Annotated in this window: 21 protein-coding genes; 7 read left to right on the forward strand and 14 right to left on the reverse strand. The window is 45.2% G+C overall.

Annotated elements, in window-relative coordinates; translation table 11 throughout:
* Positions 1–5 precede the first annotated feature (5 nt).
* The 3 genes from OCV44_RS01070 to OCV44_RS01080 all read right to left on the reverse strand — a co-directional run bounded on the left by OCV44_RS01070 (position 6) and on the right by OCV44_RS01080 (position 2,768).
* Positions 6–623 carry a superoxide dismutase gene (locus OCV44_RS01070; RefSeq protein ID WP_139685138.1) on the reverse strand — a complete coding sequence of 206 codons (618 nt, stop codon included), beginning with the start codon at positions 621–623 and terminating at the stop codon, positions 6–8.
* A 76-nt stretch (positions 624–699) separates the two neighbouring features.
* Entirely contained in the window at positions 700–2,079 is a 1,380-nt protein-coding gene (gene cpxA / locus OCV44_RS01075) for an envelope stress sensor histidine kinase CpxA (RefSeq protein ID WP_139685139.1), read from the reverse strand.
* Positions 2,079–2,768 (reverse strand): response regulator, encoded by a 690-nt coding sequence (locus tag OCV44_RS01080; RefSeq protein ID WP_139685140.1) that lies wholly within the window; start codon positions 2,766–2,768, stop codon positions 2,079–2,081. Before OCV44_RS01080 ends, cpxA begins: the two co-directional genes overlap by 1 nt.
* A 177-nt stretch (positions 2,769–2,945) precedes the next feature.
* On the opposite strand from OCV44_RS01080, the gene OCV44_RS01085 reads away from it, so the two are divergent.
* From OCV44_RS01085 to pfkA, 3 genes are all read left to right on the forward strand, one after another.
* Positions 2,946–3,455 (forward strand): CpxP family protein, encoded by a 510-nt coding sequence (locus OCV44_RS01085; protein WP_139685141.1) that lies wholly within the window; start codon positions 2,946–2,948, stop codon positions 3,453–3,455.
* A 164-nt stretch (positions 3,456–3,619) separates the two neighbouring features.
* Complete coding sequence (fieF, locus tag OCV44_RS01090) at positions 3,620–4,528, forward strand: CDF family cation-efflux transporter FieF (protein ID WP_009848870.1); 909 nt, start codon at positions 3,620–3,622, stop codon at positions 4,526–4,528.
* Positions 4,529–4,844: 316 nt separating this feature from the next.
* Positions 4,845–5,807 (forward strand): 6-phosphofructokinase, encoded by a 963-nt coding sequence (gene pfkA / locus OCV44_RS01095; protein WP_009848871.1) that lies wholly within the window; start codon positions 4,845–4,847, stop codon positions 5,805–5,807.
* A 149-nt stretch (positions 5,808–5,956) separates the two neighbouring features.
* On the opposite strand, the gene tpiA is transcribed toward pfkA, so the two are convergent.
* Positions 5,957–6,727, reverse strand: a complete 771-nt coding sequence (tpiA, locus tag OCV44_RS01100; RefSeq protein WP_012604968.1) for a triose-phosphate isomerase — start codon at positions 6,725–6,727, stop codon at positions 5,957–5,959.
* Positions 6,728–6,976: 249 nt separating this feature from the next.
* Here tpiA and OCV44_RS01105 point away from each other — a divergent pair, with 249 nt between their 5' ends.
* Positions 6,977–7,324 (forward strand): 5-carboxymethyl-2-hydroxymuconate Delta-isomerase, encoded by a 348-nt coding sequence (locus OCV44_RS01105; RefSeq protein ID WP_004729703.1) that lies wholly within the window; start codon positions 6,977–6,979, stop codon positions 7,322–7,324.
* Between the two features lie 87 nt (positions 7,325–7,411).
* Positions 7,412–7,840: a DUF805 domain-containing protein gene (locus OCV44_RS01110; RefSeq protein ID WP_139685142.1), complete on the forward strand. Its 429-nt coding sequence runs from the start codon at positions 7,412–7,414 to the stop codon at positions 7,838–7,840.
* A gap of 60 nt (positions 7,841–7,900) precedes the next feature.
* Here OCV44_RS01110 and OCV44_RS01115 read toward each other — a convergent pair whose 3' ends face one another.
* The 3 genes from OCV44_RS01115 to glpX form a co-directional block, all read right to left on the reverse strand.
* Positions 7,901–8,248 carry a DUF3135 domain-containing protein gene (locus tag OCV44_RS01115; RefSeq protein WP_139685143.1) on the reverse strand — a complete coding sequence of 116 codons (348 nt, stop codon included), beginning with the start codon at positions 8,246–8,248 and terminating at the stop codon, positions 7,901–7,903.
* Between the two features lie 136 nt (positions 8,249–8,384).
* Complete coding sequence (locus OCV44_RS01120; RefSeq protein WP_139685144.1) at positions 8,385–9,011, reverse strand: helix-turn-helix transcriptional regulator; 627 nt, start codon at positions 9,009–9,011, stop codon at positions 8,385–8,387.
* Positions 9,012–9,173: 162 nt separating this feature from the next.
* Positions 9,174–10,181, reverse strand: coding sequence for a class II fructose-bisphosphatase (gene glpX / locus OCV44_RS01125; protein ID WP_086048602.1), 1,008 nt, complete (start codon positions 10,179–10,181; stop codon positions 9,174–9,176).
* A 324-nt stretch (positions 10,182–10,505) separates the two neighbouring features.
* Between glpX and zapB the strand changes: the two genes are divergently transcribed.
* On the forward strand, positions 10,506–10,748 hold the full coding sequence (gene zapB, locus OCV44_RS01130) for a cell division protein ZapB (RefSeq protein WP_009848877.1): 243 nt from the start codon (positions 10,506–10,508) through the stop codon (positions 10,746–10,748).
* 93 nt (positions 10,749–10,841) lie between these two features.
* Here the strand turns inward: zapB and rraA are convergent, their stop codons facing one another.
* The 7 genes from rraA to priA all read right to left on the reverse strand — a co-directional run bounded on the left by rraA (position 10,842) and on the right by priA (position 18,795).
* On the reverse strand, positions 10,842–11,360 hold the full coding sequence (gene rraA / locus OCV44_RS01135) for a ribonuclease E activity regulator RraA (protein WP_139685145.1): 519 nt from the start codon (positions 11,358–11,360) through the stop codon (positions 10,842–10,844).
* A gap of 73 nt (positions 11,361–11,433) precedes the next feature.
* Entirely contained in the window at positions 11,434–12,351 is a 918-nt protein-coding gene (locus tag OCV44_RS01140) for a 1,4-dihydroxy-2-naphthoate polyprenyltransferase (protein ID WP_086048603.1), read from the reverse strand.
* Between the two features lie 155 nt (positions 12,352–12,506).
* Positions 12,507–13,847, reverse strand: coding sequence for an HslU--HslV peptidase ATPase subunit (gene hslU, locus OCV44_RS01145; RefSeq protein ID WP_139685146.1), 1,341 nt, complete (start codon positions 13,845–13,847; stop codon positions 12,507–12,509).
* A gap of 58 nt (positions 13,848–13,905) precedes the next feature.
* Positions 13,906–14,454, reverse strand: coding sequence for an ATP-dependent protease subunit HslV (gene hslV, locus OCV44_RS01150; protein WP_004729692.1), 549 nt, complete (start codon positions 14,452–14,454; stop codon positions 13,906–13,908).
* A 232-nt stretch (positions 14,455–14,686) separates the two neighbouring features.
* A complete protein-coding gene (locus OCV44_RS01155) occupies positions 14,687–15,226 on the reverse strand; it encodes an SPOR domain-containing protein (protein ID WP_139685147.1) in 540 nt (179 codons plus the stop codon).
* A gap of 122 nt (positions 15,227–15,348) precedes the next feature.
* On the reverse strand, positions 15,349–16,353 hold the full coding sequence (cytR, locus tag OCV44_RS01160; RefSeq protein WP_086048605.1) for a DNA-binding transcriptional regulator CytR: 1,005 nt from the start codon (positions 16,351–16,353) through the stop codon (positions 15,349–15,351).
* Between the two features lie 240 nt (positions 16,354–16,593).
* Positions 16,594–18,795 (reverse strand): primosomal protein N', encoded by a 2,202-nt coding sequence (gene priA / locus OCV44_RS01165; protein WP_139685148.1) that lies wholly within the window; start codon positions 18,793–18,795, stop codon positions 16,594–16,596.
* A 331-nt stretch (positions 18,796–19,126) separates the two neighbouring features.
* On the opposite strand from priA, the gene rpmE reads away from it, so the two are divergent.
* Positions 19,127–19,345, forward strand: coding sequence for a 50S ribosomal protein L31 (gene rpmE, locus OCV44_RS01170; protein ID WP_009848884.1), 219 nt, complete (start codon positions 19,127–19,129; stop codon positions 19,343–19,345).
* The last annotated feature ends 35 nt before the right edge of the window (positions 19,346–19,380 follow it).

Consider the following 19,380-nt stretch of genomic DNA (forward strand, 5'->3'; position numbering starts at 1 on the left):
TCAGCTTAAGCTTGGTTCGCTAGTGCCTGCGCGTAGTTTTCAGATACTGCATTCCAATTCACTACGTTCCACCATGCATTGATGTAATCAGGACGACGATTTTGGTAGCTGATGTAGTAGGCGTGTTCCCAAACATCGAGTGCAAGAATGGGTTCGCCATTACTGGCAACAGTATCCATCCATGGATTGTCTTGGTTCGTGGTTGAGATGATTTGAAGTTGCCCTTCTTCTACCACTAACCAAGCAAAGCCAGAGCCGAAGGTGTTAATAGCCGCTTGAGCGAATTGATCTTGGAATGTCTCAAAATCTCCAAATGTACTTTTAATCGCCTCACCAAGTTTACCCGTCGGTTCGCCTCCGCCGTTTTGAGCCATGCAGTTCCAATACAAGATATGGTTGTAGTAACCACCGCCATTGTTACGCACGGCAGGGCTGTGCTGAGAGGTGTTAGCGAAGATCTCAGTCAGAGATTGCTGTTCAAGATCGCTGCCAGCAATCGCCGCAACAAACTTATCGTAGTAAGTTCTGTGGTGCTTGCTGTAATGCACTTCCATCGTTTTAGCATCAATGTAAGGTTCTAGGGCATCGTAAGCGTAGGGTAGATCAGGAAAAGAGTGTGACATGGTAAATCCTCCGTAATTAGAGGACTTACCATAATGATAATGGAAATCATTATCAACTGTGATCTTTGTGGGGGTATTACACAGGCAGGATAGGCAGGGTGATTTTGAGTTGTAATCCACCGAGTTGACTACGGCTTGCCGTGATGGTTCCACTGTGTTGGCGAATCGCACTCTCTGTAATCGTTAGGCCAAGCCCTGTGCCACCGGAGTTACGATCTCGAGCGGTTGAAACTCGGTAGAAGGGTCTAAAGATAGAATCTAGCTCATCATCAGGTACACCATCACCGTTGTCATTGACGCAAATCGTCAGCCGATCTTGGACAACATCGAATTGCACATCGACTTGGTCTTTCCCGTAATAGATAGCATTGCGCGTAATATTGTCCAAGGCACTCATCAGCAGCTTAGGATTACCCGAAATAGAACGCTCTGGGATCTCTGAAAACGTCAGTAATTTACCCATCTGTTCAGCTTCAAATTCTGCATCTTTTAAGATCTCTTCCCATAAGCTCGAAATAGGCTGAACCTCACGAGTAATGTGGCTGTCGACTTGCATACGAGAGAGTGTCAGTAGTTCACTGATCATCTGTTCTAAACGCTGTGCTTCGGTATCAATGCGTTCGAGTTCTTGACTCTCCCCTTGTTTACGAATCGCCAGTGCATTCGCCATGCGTAGGCGGGTCAATGGCGAGCGTAGCTCGTGTGATATATCAGAGAGCAGACGTTGTTGCCCTGAGATCATCTGGTTTACCGCTTCCACCATCTGGTTAAAGCTTTCACCCGCTTGTCTGAATTCTGATGTGCCTTTTTCGAGTGTTGGATCGACCTCGAATTGGCCTTTCGCTACACGTTGTGCTGCGCGTTCAAGCCTACGGGCTGGTTGGCTCAATGCCCAAGCTAACCATAATAGCAGTGGGGTACTTGCTAGCATGACCGCAAGCAATAGCTGTAAAGGTCTATCAAATAAGCGCAGCAAAAATGGAGGAGGTTGGTTCCACTTCACTCCGGCATACATCAACAGTTCTTCACCTGCGAGTGTAATCGGCACGGGTCCTGCCACCATATAGTGTCCGTAGAGCTTTTGCTTCGGCATCTCAGGGTTATCAATCGAGGTAACAAAGTTTCGAATCGCCTTAAGCTTATAGTCTGAATGTCTTTTCGAGGTGAGAACAGCACCTTCAAGATCGGTTAGATAGATACGAGAACGAGAATCCTTGCGGCTGCGTGGTGCTTCAAGTTGGAAAACAATTTTTCCTAGATTCGGTTCTTTGACGTAGCGCTTTTCTGTGAATTTAGCGATACGTTCGAGTTTATCGAGATGATCGGCAGGCACATCGCGCGCCACTCGCGGGTCTAAATGGGGAAGTGACAGTACCGACAAAAGCACCAGTAACATGGTGAACCAAAAGATAGCAAAGATACGTCCATATAAGCTGGTGATTTTAGGGATACGCATTAATCTTCCTCTACCAATAAGTAGCCACGGCCTCGTAATGTCTTGATGCGAGATTTACCGTCACTGCGTTCTGGAATTTTTTTACGTAGGTTGGATATGTGCATGTCTATCGCACGGTCAAACGCTGCTAGCCTTTTGCCTAATACATCTAAGCTCAATGCTTCTTTGGTGATCACTTGCCCGGGGTTTTGGATTAGGTGACTCAGCAAAGCGAACTCTGTGGTGGTGAGATCGATAAGCTGGCCATTACAATACGCTTCTTGCTTACCCGGGAAAACTTCAATGTCTTGATATTGAATCTTATCACTGGCCGTTTTAGGTGTGGTGTTGCTCTGCGTTCTACGTAAGATGGCACGAATACGAGCAAGCAACTCTCGGTCACTGAAAGGCTTAGGTAAGTAATCATCCGCGCCAAGTTCAAGGCCGATAACACGGTCGATCTCTTCACCTTTAGCTGTCAGCATCAGTACTGGTGTTTCCCAATTTTCTCTCAGTTTCTTTAGTGTTTCCATACCGTTAAGGCGTGGCATCATCACGTCTAAAAGAATCAAATCTATCTCATCATTGATAGTTTCCAGCCCCGCATAGCCGTCGTTAGCTTCGGAAACTGTGAATCCCTCAAAGCTCAGTATGTCTTTAAGTAAGCCGGTTAGCTCGGTGTCGTCATCAATAAGAAGAATGTTCGCCATTGGGAAGCCTTAATCATTTAGTTAGGTTAATAATACTGCTAATTATTCGTCAACTTTCACTCTTTACGATTCTTTACGCTTTCTAAACGTCACTTTACGAGGGAAAGACTAATCTATATCTAAGCGCTGAAAACAAACGCAACACATGACTGATTATACCGAATTGAGGCAACAATTATGAAAATGACTAAGAAACTTGTACTAGCAGCTGCGGCACTTCCACTAATGTTTGGTACAGCAAGCGCGTTCGCATATGGCGGCGGTGATAAAGGCGACCATAAAGGCATGCACGGTAAATGTGGTGGCTTCGATAAGAAAGTGATGCGTCAACTAGACCTAACTGATGCACAAAAAACAGAATTGAAAGAAATGCGCGAAGCGAATCGTGCAGAGATGAAAGAAAAACACGCTGGCAACAAAGCCGACAAAATGGCAAAAATGAAAGCGCACCAAGAGAAAGTTCAAGCATTGGTATTGGCTGACAACTTCGATGAAGCAGCAGCAAACGACCTAGCAAGCCAAATGGTTGAGAAGCAAACTGAGCGTCGCGTAGCAATGCTTAAGAAACAACACCAAATGATGAGCGTACTAACGGCTGAGCAAAAGACTCAACTGAAAGAAATCCAGCAAGAGCGCATGACTAAGTGTGCTGAAAAAATGGAAAAACGCATGAACAAAGACAAGTAATTCATGGCTTGAGAAAGTCGGATTGAATGAAAGTGTTTAGAAAGAAGCGGCCGCGTGCCGCTTTTTTTGATCCCTAGAAATGAATGTTTTACATCCTAGCTGTCATATTCAATTGATTGTTTGCAGGTTATACTTTGTGCTATCAGTCACTTTATAGCCAATTTATGAAACAAGAATACGCACGTTTAGTTACGCTCGCCGCTTGGGCTGCCACCATCATTGCTTCCATATTATTGGTTGTGAAGGTTGCGGCGTGGTGGGTGACAGGCTCCGTCAGTTTATTAGCTTCTGTTGTTGACTCGTTGTTGGATATCGCCGCTTCTGTCGTCAACCTTGTCGTAGTTCGTTACTCTCTGCAGCCAGCGGATAAAGAACATACCTTTGGTCATGGTAAGGCCGAATCTCTTGCTGCATTAGCACAAGCGATGTTTATTTCTGGTTCCGCTTGTTTCCTTATTCTTAACGGTATTGAACGTTTCTTCCGACCGCATGAGCTGAACTCTCCTGAAATTGGTATTTATGTCAGTTTATTCGCAATGGTCATGACCTTCGGTTTAGTTCGATTCCAAAAACACGTTGTGAGCAAAACGGGCAGCCAAGCGATTGCGGCTGACTCACTGCACTATCAATCTGACCTTTATATGAATGCGGCTATCATGCTGGCGCTAGCACTGAGCTGGTTTGGTATCGGTCAAGCAGACTCGGTATTCGCGATTGGTATCGGCATCTACATTCTTTACAGTGCTTACCAAATGGCGATGGAAGCGGTGCAATCTCTACTTGATCACAAGCTACCCGATGAAGAGCTCAAGCAAATTAAAGAGGCATCGTTGAGTGTGGAAGGGGTACTTGGCGTACATCAATTAAGAACGCGCCGTTCAGGTCCTGTGCGGTTCATTCAATTGCATTTAGAACTCGAAGACAATATCCCACTGATTGAAGCTCATCGCATTTCTGACGAAGTAGAGGATAAGCTTATCTCCGTTTTCCCTGATGCTGATGTATTAATTCATCAAGATCCGTATTCGGTGGTATTTGGACCAGAGAAACAACAGAAATTTCACTCATGGTAACGTGTCTAAAAATTAGGCAGTAAATGGCAAGCGAGTGGCTTTTGAACTAAAGTGAGTAAAAATTACTGACTCTTCGGTGATTCAAAAAACACCTTAGTAACAATTAATGTTGATTCTGATGTGAATCAACAAAGTTATTGAGTAAAACTGTAATACTCTTACAGAAGTAGAAATGTTACATAATTTTACGTGATTTAAGTGCTATTCCTGTTGAGGAAATGTAACATAACGTACAAATATAGATTTAAAATCTTGTTGATATACAATCAGCAAGAACAAGAATTGAATAATAGATTCCCAAAAATCGAGGGTGAGCATGATTAAGAAGATCGGTGTTTTGACCAGTGGTGGTGACGCTCCAGGTATGAACGCAGCAGTTCGCGGTGTAGTTCGTACTGCGCTATCAGTTGGCATTGAAGTTTACGGTATTTACGACGGCTACCAAGGCCTTGTGGAAGACCGTATCGAGAAGCTTGACCGTTCAAGCGTATCTGATGTGATCAACCGTGGTGGTACTTTCTTAGGTTCTGCACGTTTCCCTGAGTTCAAAGACGTTGCTGTTCGCGAGAAAGGCATCGAGAACCTTAAGAAGCACGGTATCGAAGCACTTGTTGTTATCGGTGGTGACGGTTCTTACATGGGTGCTAAGAAACTGACTGAGATGGGTTACCCATGTATCGGTCTTCCTGGCACAATCGATAATGATATCGCGGGTACTGATTACACTATCGGTTACCTAACTGCGCTTAACACTGTTATCGATTCAATCGACCGTCTACGTGATACGTCTTCTTCTCACCAACGTATTTCTATTGTTGAAATCATGGGCCGTCACTGTGGTGACCTTACGCTTATGTCAGCAATCGCGGGTGGTTGTGAGTACATCATTACACCTGAGACTGGCCTAGATAAAGATCAGCTAATCAGCAATATCCAAGATGGTATTGCGAAAGGCAAGAAGCACGCAATTATTGCTCTAACTGAGCTAATGATGGACGCGAACGAATTGGCTAAAGAGATTGAAACGGCAACAGGTCGTGAGACTCGCGCAACCGTTCTTGGTCACATTCAACGTGGTGGTCGTCCTACTGCATTTGACCGTGTATTAGCTTCTCGTATGGGCAACTACGCGGTTCACCTTCTTCAAGAAGGTCAAGGTGGTCGTTGTGTTGGTATCGAGAAAGAAGCTCTTGTTCACCACGATATCATCGACTGTATCGAGAACATGCAGAACCCAGACCGTTCTGAGTTGTTCCGCGTTGCAGAAGAGTTGTTCTAAGCCACGTTTAGCGTTCGCTTAAAAATATTAAAAACCGCTGATTTATCAGCGGTTTTTTTGTGCCTGTCGTTTGAGTTTTCACAAACGGCAGGCACAAAAAAGGCCAACCTAAGTTGACCTTTCATTTAATCTAAACGGTGAAGTTTAAATTAAGCTTTTGCTTCAGCTGCTGCTTTAGCGATAGCTGCGAAGCTTTTCGCGTCAAGTGCTGCGCCGCCAACTAGAGCACCGTCGATGTCTGGTTGTGCGAAGTAAGCTGCTGCGTTTTCTGGCTTAACAGAACCGCCGTATTGGATAACAACTTTCTTAGCAACGTCTTCAGATTTCTCAGCGATGTGTGCACGGATTTGAGCGTGGATGCGTTGTGCATCTTCAGCTGTAGCTGCTTTACCAGTACCGATAGCCCAGATTGGTTCGTAAGCGATGATAGCGCCTTCAAGAGCTTCAACACCTTGAGTGTTGATAACAGCGTCAAGTTGACGAGCACATACAGCAACAGTTTCGCCTGCTTCGTTTTGTGCTTCAGATTCACCGATACAAAGAACTGGAGTTAGGCCGTTCTCTTTTAGGAATGCGAATTTCTTAGCAACGAATTCGTCAGACTCAGCGTGGTATTCACGACGCTCAGAGTGACCGATGATGATGTGAGATGCGCCGAACTCTTTAAGCATTGCTGGAGACATGTCGCCAGTGAATGCACCGCTGTTGTTTAGGTCAGAGTTTTGAGCACCTAGAATGATAGCGCTGCCCGCTTCAGTAAGCGTACGCTCAGCAAGATCAACGAAAAGTGCTGGTGGAGCAACTGCTACGTCTACGCCTGTTACGCCTTCAAGTTCAGCGTTAAGACCGTTTAGTAGATCAACAACCATTTCTTTGCTGCCGTTTAGTTTCCAGTTACCCATAACTACAGGATGACGCATAGGAATATCTCCAAAGTATTTAAATAAATCGAATGTAAAAAAGTAAACTTTATTACGAAATAATATAACAGAATAATATCAACAGATCATGACTGTGGTCATGACTTTCTTGGATCTTACTCAATGGTCAGAGTAGATTTTGAGCAAATATCAGTGATCCGGCAGACAGAATAATAGCTAACTTCTCGGATTTTTCATCGTTAGTTGCTATTAAGGGACAAACGATTGCGTTAACAATAGGAAGTAATAATGCCGAATCTAGTTCTAGAGTACTCAAATTCAGTGGATGAGCGAGTGAATATCCAAGGTTTACTGGAAGACCTTCATCAAGTTACATTAAACTGTGGTTTGTTTGATGTACCTTCTGTGAAGTCTCGTTCACTGCGCTGTCATAACTGGTTGGTCGGTGATGAAGAGGACAATGTGGATTTTGTTCATATTAGCTTCGAGTTACTTTCTGGACGTACTGAAGAACAGAAAAGAGAATTGTCGCGTTTGTTAATGCAAACCTTACAAGAACAGGCAAGCCATATCCGTAGCCTAACGGTCAACATACGGGATATGGATAAAAGTTGCTTTCAGAAAGTGATTAACTAGCTAAAAATAATCAACTAACTAAAAGTGATTCACTAACTATTTGCTGCTAACTTTTTGGTAGCGTATTAACTTTTTGAGTGTTTTAAGATGTCGATGAAAGATTTACTGCTCTCTTTCAAAGGGAGAATTGGTCGTAAGACTTACTGGATTTGGAATATTTTCTACTATGTAGCGATTACTGGTTTTGCTTCTGGTATCTCTGTGTTGTTCCCTGCTTACTCTTACATTCTGCTGCCAGTCTTCCTATTGTTGCTAGTGATCCCAGATCTTGCGGTCACCGCTAAGCGCTGGCACGACCGCAACAAGTCGAACTATTGGTTACTGTTGAATGTGCCGCTAGTGCTAGGTCGTTTGGCTTCGCCAATGGCCGCGACTACCACAGAGCCGGTATCACCAATCCATATGGCAGCCACCGTTGCGGCGTTAGTGTGTGGTTTATGGATTTTGATTGAGTGTGGTTTGTTGAAAGGCACAGAAGGCCGTAATGACTATGGCGAAGATCCATGTAAATATTAACAATAAATAGATAAGAGGGAGCATCGCGCTCCCTTTTTTCTTTTTAATACTTTTGCACTTTTAATACATTTTAGGTTCTGTATTCGGCCTAAAAGGAACTACATTTTCCGGTTTAGATTCTTCAAAACTACAGCGACCTTCGAGTGCATCTTGGAATTTACAGAACTGACAACGAAGCTCTTGCATGAGCACGACATTAACATGATGTGGGTTTTTACAGCGACCGACCACCAAATCGATGTGACTTTGCTGAGCGCGCAGCCTGTCTTGCATGGTTTCTGAGGCCGAACAAATCATCTGCTCGCACATGTCGTGTTTGAATTGATTGAATGCTTTAGGATCGCTTTTTGCGAGTTGGACCAGTTCATCAAACGGGGGCAGATTTTGATCTGGCTGTGGCTGTGCCATGATTCCTTCCTTAGCATTAAGCATGTTTCATATACTTTAAGCTTAAGAAAGAAACCTGTACAAATTTTAATCTATCGTCATTTTCTCAACATTGAGACGGAATCGGTGGGTTAGTACTAGCTCTTAGCGCTTGGTATTACGATAAAGGCGTGGGCGTTAAGGTATAAGTACAGCGTCTTTCGCCGGCAATAATGTGTTCAGTGCGGCTTACATGGCACTCATTTTTGAGCAGCTCAGTGAAAACATTGAGCTCAGATTGGCATAGGCTAGGGCAACGAGTTGCTGCTTTGCAGATGGGGCAGTGGTTCTCAATTAAGATGTAGTGCTCATCATGTTCTTGAAGTTCGGCCATGTAGCCTTCATCTTCACGAAGTTGGGTGAGTTTTTCAAGCTTACTCATGAGTGAATCACAACCAGACAGTGCAGATTGATACTGCTTAAGGGTGTGTTGTTCACGCTCGGCAGCAACCTTAGCCAACCCTTCTTTACCAAACAGATTTTCTACAGCATCAATTACTTGAATAGTGAGTTCACCGTGTCGGTCTGAAAATTGGCTGTGGCCTTGTTGAGTTAAGGACCAATGGCGAGTCGGACGACCCACTTTTACTTTCACATCATGAAACGCAAGAGTACCGTCATCTTCCAGACTTTGCAGATGTTGCCTTGCACCCATTGTCGTCATGCCAAATTCTTCTGACAGTTGTTTCGCGGTTACCGCGCCTTGACGCTTAATGGTCTGTAAGATTTTGTCGCTTGTTTTCATACTATCTCTGCCTCATGAACTTTACCATTATGAGGCAAGGTATTTATAAAGCAAACCATTTACTATGAGGCCGGTGAAATGCACAGATTATTGATGGCCAATAAAACAAAAGGCTGATACTTGGTATCAGCCTTCGTGCGTTTTGTTGAACCTAGTTTTGGTTTACAGGATGTGACCGATTACTTCTGGGTCTTTACGCTCTAGGTAGTGGATAGATTTGATGCGGCGAATCGTACGACAGCGACCACGGATAAGCAGTGTTTCTGTGGTTGCGATATTGCCTGTGCGAGTGATGCCTTCTAGAAGGTCACCCTTAGTAATACCCGTTGCTGAAAACACAACATTATCGCTGCGTGCCATGTCTTCCATCTTCAGTACGATGCCCGCCGTTACGCCCATTTCTGCACAACGTTCTAGTTCAAGCTCACCGTGCTTGCGGTTCTCTTCTGTATCGCCTTTTACTTCATGACGAGGAAGAAGACGAGCGTGCATGTCACCGTCGAGTGCGCGAATGACAGCAGCAGAAACGACACCTTCAGGCGCGCCGCCGATGCAGTACATTACGTCTACTTCGCTATCTGGCATACATGTTAAGATAGAAGCTGCAACATCACCGTCTGGCACAGCAAATACACGAACGCCCATGGCTTGCATGTCAGCGATGATTTGATCGTGACGAGGCTTAGCCAATGTGGTTACTACTAGAGTATCGAGTGTTTTACCTAGTGCTTTAGCGATGTTTTCTAGGTTTTCTGTTAGTGGCAGTTCTAGGTCAATCACGCCTTTAGCGCCAGGGCCTACAACCAACTTTTCCATGTACATATCAGGCGCTTTAAGGAAGCTGCCTTTTTCGCCTGCAGCCAATACCGCCAATGCATTTGATTGACCCATTGCTGTCATGCGTGTCCCTTCAATTGGGTCTACGGCTATGTCGACAGCGTCGCCGCCCACACCTACGTTTTCGCCGATGTATAGCATAGGTGCATCATCGATTTCACCTTCGCCGATAACGATCTCACCGCTAATTTCGGTTTTGTTTAGTAGGCTACGCATTACTTCTACAGCAGCGCCATCTGCAGCGTTTTTATCGCCACGACCAAGCCACTTGTAACCAGCTAGTGCTGCACCTTCTGTGACACGAGAGAATGACATTGCTAAATCGCGTTTCATGCGGACTCCAAAATTATCAAAGGGGGAATAGAAATTTCGCGGCGAATTTTATCATATCCCAAAGGAAACGTTTGCCTTTTTGTTTTTTGGAGATTGCTCTCGATCAATTCGCAGTGGAAAACAGTTATTATTCATCAAAATAATCGGTTTGCCGTCGTGGTGGTAATCGTTCACGTCAATATTCGGTAAAAAGCGCTGTTTTTTTCATCGAATGGCGCAAAATATCGAATATATTGAGTGTTTATCCTTGCTCTGCTGAGTAGAATGGGGAAATAAGTGGAGTGAACCTTCACCATCAAACGGATAACTTAAAGGTAGGCCAGAATGTCTTTTGAAGTACTAGAGCAGCTAGAAGCAAAAATTCAAACAGCAGTAGATACAATTGCACTTCTTCAAATGGAAGTGGAAGAGCTTAAAGAAGAGAAACAAGCACTAGCAACAGAAGCTGGTGAGCTTAAAGCAAGCCGTCACGAGCTAGAGCAAAAAACTCAGCAAATGCAGGAAGAGCATTCAGCATGGCAAGATCGCATCCGTAACCTTCTTGGTAAAATGGATGACGTAGAGTAATCTACTCTTCAGATTTAAAAAACGCCCGCTACTGAGTAGCGGGCGTTTTCGTTTGTGTTCTTTGGCTTGTTTTATTATTTGAAGCTGAGTGAGCTACTCGGCCTCTTCTTCTTCAACATCCAGATCGAGTTCTACATCCAAAGGCTCTGCCGAAAGAATAATGCCAGTGTTGTCTGCGTAGAGATAATCTTCCGGTAAGAAGGTCACGCTGCCAAAGTTCACAGGTACATCTAATTCGCCGACACCTTCTTGGATCGCACCAACAGGGATAGAAGCCAAAGCCTGAATACCAAGGTTCATGTCTTCTAGCTCATCGACTTCACGAACGCAGCCGTAAACCACAATACCTTCCCACTCATTGTCTTCAGCAAGTAGAGCAATCTCAGCATCGATCAGCGCTTTACGCAGTGAGCCGCCACCATCGATTAACAACACACGTCCCAAACCATCTTGCTCTAATACGGAGCGAATTAAAGCGTTGTCTTCAAAACACTTTAATGTCGTGATCTGTCCTGCGAAGGATGCACGTCCACCGAAGTTGCTGAACATTGGCTCCACGACATCGACTTGATCCAAATATATGTCGCACAGTGCTGAAGTGTTGTATTCCATTAGTATACCTTTTGAACAATGAGCTTACTTTGAGTATATCGGTGCTTGATCCCTTTGCAATGATTAGTCTCATTTAACTCAATAGAGTTTGAGCTACGACAACCCCTGCAAACAATAGGTTAGTGACCAGTGAACATTTTACTATCACGGGCATCATGGGTGCAATCTGCGCTGGCTTTTCGGTTTCCCAAACGGCCTTACCGTGCTTATAAACAATAATAATACTCAGTAAAAACGGCAGGCTGATCCAGGCCGGTTTTTCTTGAATCAGAAGGTAAATAGCGAAAGAGGCAAGGGCGAGCCCAAGCAGTGCAAAATGATAGTGCTTGGCTTTGCGCTGCCCTAGGCGAACCGCCATGGTGCGCTTACCACATTCGCTGTCGTTTTCGATATCACGCATGTTGTTGATATTGAGCACCGCAACCGCCATCAACCCGCAGCCTAGTGCAGGCAGAAACAGGCTTGGCTCTACATGACCAGTGTGTAGGAAGTATGTGCCTGAAACGCCTAACAAACCGAAGAAGATAAATACCGATAAGTCGCCAAGGCCAATATAACCATAAGGTTTATTTCCCACGGTGTAAGCGATGGCAGCCATTATGGCTAATACGCCTAACGCGATGAAAGATAAGATGCTTTCAATCGAGGTTAAGGCGTGAAAAATAAGAATCAGCCCTGCGATCATGGTAAACACGATATTGAGGATGATGGCTTGCTTCATGGTTTGCGCGGTCACCGCGCCAGATTGCATTGCACGTGTTGGCCCTAGACGGTTTTCGTTGTCTGTGCCTTTTACCGCGTCGCCATAGTCATTGGCTAAGTTCGACAGAATCTGTAATAGAGTGGCGGTTAAAAAAGCCAATAGTGCGATTGATAAAGAAAAGTGACCACCGGCGAACGCTAAACTACTTCCTGTAAGAATAGAGACAAGTGCGAGAGGCAGAGTTTTTGGGCGTGCGGCATCAAGCCAAATCAGTAGAGATTGTTTCATCGTAGGTCTAATTCTTTGTAAGTCTTCGTTTCATACTGTGATTTGAGTATACGCCCATTTTTCGGGTAATAAAAAGCCCACTCGAAAGTGGGCCTTGAATTCGCTTATTAGCTGCTATTTCTTTGAGATAGAGCAATAAGTTGGAGTTTGGTGTGCTACAGGATGAAGCGGCTTAGGTCTTCGTCTTCTACGAGTTCGCCAAGCTTAGATATTACGTAAGCTTCATCAATCACCAATTTGCTGCCTGCTCGGTCTGTTGCGTCGAATGAAATCTCATCCATTAGGCGCTCCATGACTGTGTGCAGACGACGCGCACCGATGTTTTCTGTAGTTTCGTTGACACGCCATGCTGCATCAGCAATTTGGTTGATGCCATCTTCAGTGAACTCAATGCCGACATCTTCTGTTTTCATCAGGGCAATGTACTGCTCAGTCAGTGATGCCTTTGGCTCAGTAAGAATACGTTTGAAGTCGTGTGCTGATAGCGCTTCAAGTTCGACACGGATTGGCAGACGACCTTGCAGTTCAGGGATCAGATCTGATGGCTTAGCCACTTGGAATGCACCTGAAGTGATAAACAAGATGTGGTCAGTTTTAACCATACCGTGCTTAGTTGATACTGTGCTGCCTTCGATAAGGGGAAGCAGGTCACGTTGAACACCTTCACGGGATACGTCTGGGCCAGAGCTGTCGCCACGCTTACAGATTTTGTCGATCTCATCGATGAATACGATACCGTTGTTTTCAGCGTTGAAGATCGCGCTCTCTTTTAGCTCTTCTTGGTTCACAAGCTTTGCGGCTTCTTCTTCTGTCAGTGCTTTGAATGCGTCTTTGATTTTCATCTTACGCTTTTTCTTGGTGTCGCCAGCGAGGTTTTGGAACATGCCTTGTAGCTGGTTAGTCATCTCTTCCATGCCTGGAGGTGACATTATTTCAACACCCATTTGTGGCGCCGCTACATCAACTTCGATCTCTTTGTCGTCTAGCTTACCTTCACGCAGTTTCTTGCGGAAAATCTGGCGAGTGTTTGAAGCGGTTGTGTCTTCAGTTGATTGCTCGTTCTGACCCCAAGCATCACGCGCTGGTGGTAGAAGGGCATCAAGAATACGTTCTTCAGCTTGTTCTTCAGCGCGGTATTGTACTTTTTCCATCGCTTGTTGATGTGTCATCTTGATCGCAACGTCCGTTAGGTCACGGATGATGGTTTCAACTTCTTTACCTACGTAGCCCACTTCAGTGAACTTAGTCGCTTCTACCTTGATGAAAGGCGCGTTTGCTAGTTTCGCAAGACGGCGAGCAATTTCAGTTTTACCTACACCCGTTGGGCCGATCATCAGGATGTTTTTTGGTGATACTTCAACACGCAGACTTTCTTCAAGCTGCATACGACGCCAGCGGTTACGAAGAGCGATAGCCACTGAGCGCTTAGCGTTGTCTTGGCCGATAATGTGGCGATTGAGTTCGTGAACAATTTCGCGAGGAGTCATCTCAGACATGGTTTTTCCTTAATTCTTTAATCACTGTTGAATACAACGTTATTGATGGAAGCGGTCGTTACTCTGGTTTTGGTAGCTCAACGGTGCTTTCTAGTTCTTCAATAGTGTGGTGATGGTTGGTGAATACACAGATATCGCCCGCAATGTTCAGCGACTTTTCTGCGATTTCACGCGCATCTAAATCTGTATTTTCTAATAGTGCAGTGGCTGCTGCTTGAGCGAAGTTACCGCCCGAACCGATAGCAATCAGGTCGTTCTCTGGTTGAACTACGTCACCGTTACCTGTGATGATCAATGAAGCAGTTTCATCCGCTACTGCTAGCAGTGCTTCTAATTTACGTAGAGCACGGTCGCTACGCCAATCCTTCGCCAGCTCAACGGCAGCTTTGGTTAGGTGGCCTTGGTGCATTTGCAGCTTGCTTTCAAATTTTTCGAATAGCGTGAAAGCATCTGCGGTACCGCCAGCAAAACCAGCCAGTACTTTGTTGTTGTATAGGCGACGTACTTTACGGGCATTGCCCTTCATTACGGTGTTGCCTAGAGATACTTGTCCATCACCCGCGATGACGACTTTATTATTACGACGTACAGATACAATGGTAGTCACGAGTAGGGCCTCTTAATATTTCTTATCTTTGGGTATAAAAAGTATATGAGGATGGTGCTCGGATAATTCAAGGAAGGTCGAGTGATGTCGCGCAACTTATCGGCGGAAGTTGTAAGGAAATTTGGCAAAAGGGTGTGAATAAAAGAAAACCTCCACAATGGGAGGCTTTCGGTGTTTGGCTTTTCTGCTTCTGCTTCTGCTTCTGCTTCTGCTTCTGCAGCTAAATCTATAACTACTCGGTGTCTTTCCAAATAGCACAAGGTTCGATTTTCGCTCGTTGCAGCTTATGGCGATCTCGCTCTGCATCACGCTTCAATTTGTATGGTCCTAGAACCACACGATACCAGCTACTTCCATCCTTTTTACGGATTGAGCTTGAGATACCTTGGAAGGCAATATCCAACTTACGTGCTTCAGCTTGGCTTGAGGTTTTGTACGCGCCACATTGCATGATGTAAGGGATCTTCGAGATCTGTTGCTCTTTGGCTTTTACTTCAATCTCGCGGCTTGGCAAGGTTTCAACGTAGTCCCACTTCTCCTCTGGAGGCGGCGGAATGACTTTTGTTGGTTTCGGCTTAGGCTTTGGTTTAGTTACCACTGGAGTCGGTGCTGGCGGCTCAGGGTCATTACTCAATAGGTAAAGTCCGTAACCAAAACCACCGGCGAGGAGGATCGCCAAAAGACCACTACGCCATGGTTTACGGCGAGGGGCTTGTTTTTTGGTCGGTTTTTTCGTGCCACGACCGCGCTTTACATAATCTCTATTAGCCACAAGACAATTCAATAGTTGCTGATTCTGCCCTAATGGTAATCCAGATTGAGTGAGGATAATAGTGCAGAAATGGAAGCGACACATCAAAATGTGCCGCAGAGTTATAAGGGTATTTATGAGAACTACATTCGAGGTGGCGCAGTACTGCCTCGAACGACTAATTTAGCTTCAAGCAGGCGTGACCCCGCTTGTACATCGTTGCCTTTAAGTACGTCGAGCATCATCAGCATCGCTTGGCGTCCAATCTCATAACGAGGCTGAGAAATAGTCGTTAGCGGTGGATCGCAGTATTGAGCGAATTGGATATCATCGAAGCCAACAATGGATAGGTCTTGAGGAACGCGTAAGCCCAATTTTTTCGCTTCTTGAATCGCGCCAATGGCCATCGCATCGTTGTGACAGAAGATAGCGGTCGGTTGTTCAGGAAGAGCGAGTAATTGACGAACTGCTTGAGCTCCTGCTTCAAAGGTAAAGTCACCGACAGTGCTATAGGCTGGATTCATGGAGACTCCTGCACGACGTAGCGCTTGCTGGTAGCCTTGTTGGCGGAACTTACAAAGCGTTGCTGATACTGGCCCAGAGATTTGTGCGATACGCTTGTGACCTAACTGAGCTAGGTAGTTCACTGCTTCAAATGCTGAGGTCAGGTTATCGATGTGTACGGTAGGGAGTTCAAGCTCAGGGGCGAACTCACATGCCATCACCATCGGCGGTAAGTTTTTTTGTTCAGGCTTACTGACATCAAACGGATGGTCGGTACCAAGCAGTAGCATGCCATCAGCTTGTTTAGTGAATACTAAATTAACAAATGAAGACTCACGCTTCTTCTGTTGGCCGCTATCACCCAGTAGAACGAGGTAGTCATTTTCTACTGCGGCATCTTCGATACCACGAATGATCTCTGCGAAATAAGGGTCACAGATATCAGGAACAATAGTGATGATGGTTTTTGATTCGTTGCGACGTAAATTTCTAGCTAATGTATTGGGTGAGTATCCAGCTTCAAGTACTGCTGTCTCAACTCGCTTACGAGTAGAAACCGAGACTTTTTCAGGGTTCATCAATGCACGTGATACCGTGGCTGTTGAAACGCCTGCTAGCTGGGCAACATCCTTCATTGTCGCCATAAATTAAACCCTCTTTTTAATTCCTTTGTTGCCTAAGTATCTAAGGCATGAATAATAAATGTAATCGAATAGATATTGTGAAAGTGTTGCTAACACTTTTTTTATTGCAATATTTTATTCGTTTCACCCGTGTAAAGTTACGGCTAGATTAACAAAAATCACATGACTAGTGTGAAGTTGCTCACGAGAAGTATGAAATATTTGTGAACAAACTTATCATTAGTTTTAACCCAAGTGGGTTTAGCTCAGATCTTGCGGCTCAATATCGAGTGACCAACGGACTTTTTTCGCAGCAGGTAACATATTAATTGCTGGCTTGGCACTTATTAATAGCTTTTGCATCAACGAGCGAGTCTGTGTTTGTAAAATAAGCTGCCAACGAGATTTACCTGCTCGTTTGGCTAGTGGTGCAGGGGTTGGCCCTAGCACCATGCAATATTGGTCAAATAACGGATGCGATTCCAATGTGTGGCGTACTTGACGCAAAAACTCTTCCACTAAGCGAGTGTCATTGGCTTCCGCTCTAAACAGAGTCATGAAGGTATAAGGCGGCAACATCGCTTGTTTACGCTCTGCTAATGCAGTCTGAGCAAAGTGGTTGTAGTTTTTGTGCAGTAATGCCTGTAATAAGCCGTGTTCTGGATGGTGAGTTTGTAAGATAACTTCCCCCGGCTTACTGGCTCGTCCTGCTCGACCGGCGACTTGAGTAAACAATTGAGCCAATCGCTCAGAGGCGCGGAAGTCACTGCTATATAAAGAGGCATCAACGTCCAGCAATGCCACAAGTGTGACATCAGGGAAGTGGTGCCCTTTAGCAAGCATCTGTGTGCCGATAAGAATTTGGTATTCACCTTTACGAATCGATTCTAACGCGCTTTCTAAACTGCCTTTGCGGCGAGTGCTGTCTCGGTCAATACGGATGGTTTTGTATTCAGGGAATAGTTGACCCAGTTGAGCCTCTAACTGTTCGGTACCAACCCCCACTGTTACTAAATTCGCTGAACCACAACCTTGGCAATGATGCACGATATGCTGCTGCGAGCCACAGTGGTGGCAGCGCATCTCATTGCTGTATTGATGATAGGTGTAGTAGGCATCACAACGCTTACATTCTGCTGTCCAACCACAATCGTGACACATCAGTGCGGGAGAAAACCCACGACGATTGAGGAACATCATCACTTGGTTGCCTGCTTTGAGGTGTCTTTGCATTTCAGCAATCAACGACGCAGACAAGCCACTTTCTAGATATTCACCCTTAACGTCCAACACTTTATTGGTGGTCGGCAGCGCGACACCTGCGCGTGAGGTCAGGGTGAGGTAACTGTATTTACCGATCTGAGCGTTGTGCAGCGTTTCAAAGGCCGGAGTCGCCGAGCCTAACACAACCGGAATCTGCGCTTTATGAGCACGCATGATGGCAACATCACGAGCGTGGTAGCGTAGGCTATCTTGCTGCTTATAAGAGGCGTCGTGCTCTTCATCGACAATGACAATGCCCAGATCCGCGAACGGTGTGAACAGAGCTGAACGAGTACCGATCACAATGCCCGCTATTTTATCACGCGCCGATAACCAAGCATTTAGTCGCTCAGAATCATTTAAACCGGAATGGATAACCTCAACTGGAACATTAAAGCGTCGCTTAAAGCGGTTAATCGTTTGAGGGGTTAGACCGATCTCGGGCACTAACACTAACGCCTGTTTACCTTGGTCGAGAATCGGCTTGATCATATTCAGGTAGACTTCGGTCTTACCTGAGCCAGTTACACCCTCTAGCAAGAAGCAACCAAAGTCGGTTTGACTATTTACTGTCGCTATTGCTATAGCCTGCTCTTCATTGAGTTTTGGCTTATCTTGATCGTTTTCGAGCTCAACTGACCACGGCTGGCGCTTCGGCTTTTTCTCTACTGATTCAATCCAGCCTTTCTCTTCCAACGTCTTAAGTACCGCGCTGCTCACTTCTTCATCAATGAATTCTTGATGGGGAACTGGGCCGTGCTCAAGCATGTGCATTACTTTGGCTTGTTTGACGGCACGGCCAAAGCCCTGCATCAGTTGATCTCTACCTGATGGGGTCAATTGCCATTCAACAAGCGTCGCGAAGTCGGCAGCTTTGCCTTTTCGTAAGGCGCTTGGTAGTGCGTTGGCCAAGGTTTCACCTAGTGGATACTGATAGAACTGGCTGCACCATACCAAGAGTGAGTAGACCGATTCCGGCCAAACGGGTTGGTTGTCTAGTAAGGCTTTAATGGGCTTGAGTTTGTCTAACTCGAATTCAGATTCGTTAACCAGAGCCGTAACAATACCTGTTAAGGTTTGTCGTCCAAAAGGCACAGAAACTCGTCCACCAATTATAGGAAATAGGTGGCTAGGAATCTTGTAATCGAACTGTTTGTCTAGTGGAACCGGCAGTGCCACGCGGGCAATCATTGGGCGCATAAATGGACGACTTTATCTGAGTTGACGAGAGCGGACAGTCTAAAGGATAAGGCGGTTAAATTCGAGAAGCAGTTTGGACCAGCTCAGAGAGTAGAACCAATGAAGACCACTTAAGCCTTAAATCTTAAAGTGACAAAGGAAATAAAGAGGCTATTGGTGAAAAATGTATCAAATCAGTTGATCCTGCTTTATAGATTCATTACTATACTGCGCCTTAAAGGTATGGCTTTATCGCGGTTTAGTGATACAGCGGTGTCTTTATTTATTTTTTAACTACGTGTGGTGTCCGGCTTAGAATCGGATGGCGACACGGCCTAATTGAGGTTTTCCCATGAAAGTTGGTATCCACCCAGAATACAAAGCAGTTTCTGCAACTTGTTCTTGCGGTAACACGTTTGAGTTCAACTCAACGCTAGCAAAAGAATCAATCCACCTAGACGTATGTGACAAATGTCACCCGTTCTACACTGGTAAGCAACGTATCGTAGATACAGGCGGCCGTGTTGATCGCTTCAACAAGCGTTTCGGTGCTCTTTCTAGCAAGAAGTAATTCTCGCTATTTAGACATAAAAAGGACACTTCGGT

It is taken from the genome of Vibrio tasmaniensis, assembly GCF_024347635.1.
GTDB lineage: Bacteria > Pseudomonadota > Gammaproteobacteria > Enterobacterales > Vibrionaceae > Vibrio > Vibrio tasmaniensis.

Excerpts from the sequence above, each read along its gene's own strand:
- OCV44_RS01070 (WP_139685138.1), bottom strand. The coding sequence starts at position 623 with ATGTCACACTCTTTTCCTGATCTACCCTACGCTTACGATGCCCTAGAA.
- cpxA (WP_139685139.1), bottom strand. The coding sequence starts at position 2,079 with ATGCGTATCCCTAAAATCACCAGCTTATATGGACGTATCTTTGCTATC.
- OCV44_RS01080 (WP_139685140.1), bottom strand. The coding sequence starts at position 2,768 with ATGGCGAACATTCTTCTTATTGATGACGACACCGAGCTAACCGGCTTA.
- OCV44_RS01085 (WP_139685141.1), top strand. The coding sequence starts at position 2,946 with ATGAAAATGACTAAGAAACTTGTACTAGCAGCTGCGGCACTTCCACTA.
- fieF (WP_009848870.1), top strand. The coding sequence starts at position 3,620 with ATGAAACAAGAATACGCACGTTTAGTTACGCTCGCCGCTTGGGCTGCC.
- pfkA (WP_009848871.1), top strand. The coding sequence starts at position 4,845 with ATGATTAAGAAGATCGGTGTTTTGACCAGTGGTGGTGACGCTCCAGGT.
- tpiA (WP_012604968.1), bottom strand. The coding sequence starts at position 6,727 with ATGCGTCATCCTGTAGTTATGGGTAACTGGAAACTAAACGGCAGCAAA.
- OCV44_RS01105 (WP_004729703.1), top strand. The coding sequence starts at position 6,977 with ATGCCGAATCTAGTTCTAGAGTACTCAAATTCAGTGGATGAGCGAGTG.
- OCV44_RS01110 (WP_139685142.1), top strand. The coding sequence starts at position 7,412 with ATGTCGATGAAAGATTTACTGCTCTCTTTCAAAGGGAGAATTGGTCGT.
- OCV44_RS01115 (WP_139685143.1), bottom strand. The coding sequence starts at position 8,248 with ATGGCACAGCCACAGCCAGATCAAAATCTGCCCCCGTTTGATGAACTG.
- OCV44_RS01120 (WP_139685144.1), bottom strand. The coding sequence starts at position 9,011 with ATGAAAACAAGCGACAAAATCTTACAGACCATTAAGCGTCAAGGCGCG.
- glpX (WP_086048602.1), bottom strand. The coding sequence starts at position 10,181 with ATGAAACGCGATTTAGCAATGTCATTCTCTCGTGTCACAGAAGGTGCA.
- zapB (WP_009848877.1), top strand. The coding sequence starts at position 10,506 with ATGTCTTTTGAAGTACTAGAGCAGCTAGAAGCAAAAATTCAAACAGCA.
- rraA (WP_139685145.1), bottom strand. The coding sequence starts at position 11,360 with ATGGAATACAACACTTCAGCACTGTGCGACATATATTTGGATCAAGTC.
- OCV44_RS01140 (WP_086048603.1), bottom strand. The coding sequence starts at position 12,351 with ATGAAACAATCTCTACTGATTTGGCTTGATGCCGCACGCCCAAAAACT.
- hslU (WP_139685146.1), bottom strand. The coding sequence starts at position 13,847 with ATGTCTGAGATGACTCCTCGCGAAATTGTTCACGAACTCAATCGCCAC.
- cytR (WP_086048605.1), bottom strand. The coding sequence starts at position 16,353 with ATGGCGACAATGAAGGATGTTGCCCAGCTAGCAGGCGTTTCAACAGCC.
- priA (WP_139685148.1), bottom strand. The coding sequence starts at position 18,795 with ATGCGCCCAATGATTGCCCGCGTGGCACTGCCGGTTCCACTAGACAAA.
- rpmE (WP_009848884.1), top strand. The coding sequence starts at position 19,127 with ATGAAAGTTGGTATCCACCCAGAATACAAAGCAGTTTCTGCAACTTGT.